Source organism: Acinetobacter sp. YH01022, from assembly GCF_013420235.1.
Lineage (GTDB): Bacteria > Pseudomonadota > Gammaproteobacteria > Pseudomonadales > Moraxellaceae > Acinetobacter.
Genome location: NZ_VOYP01000089.1, coordinates 1 through 3079, shown reverse-complemented (window position 1 = coordinate 3079; position 3079 = coordinate 1). Strand labels below are relative to the sequence as shown.

General features: G+C 43.6%; 2 protein-coding genes. One reads left to right on the top strand and one right to left on the bottom strand.

Annotated features, from left to right (window positions below):
* Positions 1–223: hypothetical protein (locus tag FTT87_RS15935; RefSeq protein ID WP_218954224.1), on the bottom strand; the 223-nt coding region annotated here is incomplete at its 3' end.
* A 312-nt stretch (positions 224–535) separates the two neighbouring features.
* Between FTT87_RS15935 and FTT87_RS15690 the strand changes: the two genes are divergently transcribed.
* On the top strand, positions 536–2944 hold the full coding sequence (locus FTT87_RS15690; protein WP_180175099.1) for a YgiQ family radical SAM protein: 2409 nt from the start codon (positions 536–538) through the stop codon (positions 2942–2944).
* Positions 2945–3079 lie beyond the last annotated feature (135 nt).

Sequence of the window (3079 nt, the reverse complement as noted above, 5' to 3'; positions counted from 1 at the left end):
TCCCGAACTCAGAAGTGAAACCTCTTAGCGCTGATGGTAGTGTGGGATTACCCATGTGAGAGTAAGTCATCGCCAGCTCATTATTCTTAAAAAGCCCCTGCATAAAGCAGGGGCTTTTTTTTTGCCTGGAATTCTTATTAATTAGCTCCTCAGATTCTAGTCCAAATATCCTAATCATCAGCAGCATCAGAGTCTGGAGATTGCTTACTTTAAAATATTTCAAACCTTATTCTATCCAATGCTCATATTTCAAAGAATTATTGCTCAAGAATGTATCGGATCTTAAATTACGCTTTTTATTTCTTCAAGAATTTGCTTGATTCGCTGCTTTGTTCGTGTGTTTAACTATATAAGTGATCACTTACTGGAGCAGCTTTTTCAACTGAAGGATTATTTGGGGAGAATAAATTAAATCACTGGTTTTGTATAAATTATAATCAAGCAAGCTGAGTCGAATTCATGCTAAAATACTCGGCTTTCATCTTTGATCTAATTTTTAGATCTTCCATCATCTGCCAGCCGAGAATTGCTAGCCATGTCTACTGCTTATACCATGCAGACTGCGCCAAAAGCGTTGTTTGATTACGACAAATATTGGGCGTCCTGTTTTGAACCTGCGCCATTTTTGCCGATGTCACGCGAGGAGATGGATCAACTCGGTTGGGATAGTTGTGACTTTATTTTAGTCTGCGGTGATGCGTATATCGATCATCCCTCTTTCTGTTCGGGCATTATTGGCCGTACTTTGGAGGCTCAAGGTTTCCGTGTCGGGATTATTGCCCAGCCGGACTGGACCAACGTGGATGCGTTCCGCGTATTGGGTAAACCGAATATTGCTTGGGGTGTGACGGCCGGTAATATGGATTCGATGATCAACCGCTACACCGCTGACCGTAAAATCCGTTCAGATGATGCCTATTCTCCAGACAATGTGCCGAATAAACGTCCTGACCGCGCGGCAACTGTATATTGCCAGCGTGTACGTGAAGCCTATCCTGATGTGCCGGTATTGTTAGGGGGGATTGAAGCTTCTCTACGTCGTATTGCTCATTATGACTACTGGTCAGATAAAGTCCGTCGTTCGGTATTGATGGATTCTAAAGCCGATCTTCTGATGTACGGTAATGGCGAACGCTCGATTGTCGAAGTGATGCACCGTTTGGCCAAAGGTGAAAAAATTACTGACATCACGGATGTCCGTGGTACGGCCTTTATTGTCAATAAACATAACCGTGCTTCTAAAGCTAAATTCGTTGAAATTGCATCGAATGATGTGGACACCATCGGTCGTGTAGATCCCATCATCAACCCTTATGTGATGACGGAAGATCTGGATGGTTGTGAAATTGAAAAAGATAAAGGCAATAGTTTAAGCCAGTATCAAGGCTTCCAAAAAGAAGCGGTCGCCAATCCGATTGTCCGTGAAGGTGACAATTTGGATGCCGATACGCAAATTGTACAGTTACAACCTGCCTCTAAAGCCATTAAACATAAATTACCTCCACGAGAACTGGCGGTCATTCGTTTGCCTGCTTTTGAAGAAGTCGTCAATGACCCCGTATTATACGCACATGCCAACCGTATCCTGCATTTGGAAACCAATCCGGGGAATGCGCGTGCCTTAGTACAAAAGCATGGTGAACGTGATGTGTGGTTGAATGCACCACCTATTCCATTAACCACAGAAGAAATGGATTATGTGTTTGATCTGCCTTATGCACGTCTGCCACATCCTGCATATGGTAATGCACGTTTCCCGGCTTTTGACATGATCAAATTTTCGGTCAACATCATGCGTGGTTGCTTCGGTGGTTGTACTTTCTGTTCCATCACGGAACATGAAGGCCGTATTATCCAGAACCGTTCGGAAGACTCAATTCTGCGTGAAGTGGAAAAGATTCGTGATACCGCACCGGGCTTTACCGGCATTATCTCGGATTTAGGTGGCCCAACGGCTAATATGTACCGTTTGCACTGTAAAGACCCTGAGATTGAGAAAAACTGTCGTAAGCCATCGTGCGTATTCCCGGGAGTGTGTCAGAATTTGCATACCGACCATGCGCCATTGACGCAGTTATACCGTAAAGCACGTGCACTTAAAGGCATCAAGAAAATTCTGATCGGTTCAGGTTTACGTTATGACCTAGCGGTATTAAACCCTGAATATGTGAAAGAATTGGTCACTCATCACGTGGGTGGTTATCTCAAAATTGCGCCTGAACATACCGAAAAAGGTCCATTATCCAAGATGATGAAACCGGGGATTGGCACTTACGACCGTTTCAAACAGATGTTTGATCGCTTTAGTAAGGAAGCCGGTAAAGAACAGTATCTGATTCCTTACTTTATCGCGGCGCATCCGGGGACTACCGATTACGATATGATGAATCTGGCGATCTGGTTGAAAAAGAACGGTTTCCGTGCCGATCAGGTACAAACCTTCTATCCATCGCCAATGGCTACAGCAACCACCATGTATTACACGGGTAAAAATCCGCTGGCAAAAGTGGCGCGTTATACTGAAAATGTGGATATTGTGAAAGGTGAGAAACGTCGCCGCTTGCACAAGGCTTTCTTGCGTTATCATGATCCAAATAACTGGCCAATGTTACGTGAAGCTTTGAAAGAAATGGGCCGCTCAGATTTGATTGGTAATTCAAAACAACATCTGATTCCGAGCTATCAACCGCAAGGCACAGAAGGGCAATATCAGTCGGCACGCAAGAAAAACTCGACCTTGGCGGGAGATTCTGCAAAACGCACAGGTGAAAATACTGCACGTAATCAATCACGTAATGTTGCCAATACAAATGGCAATAATCGTCCTAAAAAAGGCCAGATCCTGACTCAACATACTGGCTTACCACCACGTGAAACTGGGGAGAAACGTCCATTTGCGGGTTCTAAATCCAAGATTAAATCTAAGCCTAAGTCAAAAGCTTGATTTAAAAACGCAGATTCAAATCCCAAGTGCAACACATTTGTAGTTAGTTGAAAAAGTTAGGTGTATTCATAGAATCATTAGACTTTTTCAACTCGCAATTGGAAAGCACACAATGAAGAAATACACCCAACTTTC

What these genes read in the sequence shown, in the direction of transcription:
- FTT87_RS15690 (WP_180175099.1), top strand. Translation starts at nt 536, where the DNA reads ATGTCTACTGCTTATACCATGCAGACTGCGCCAAAAGCGTTGTTTGAT.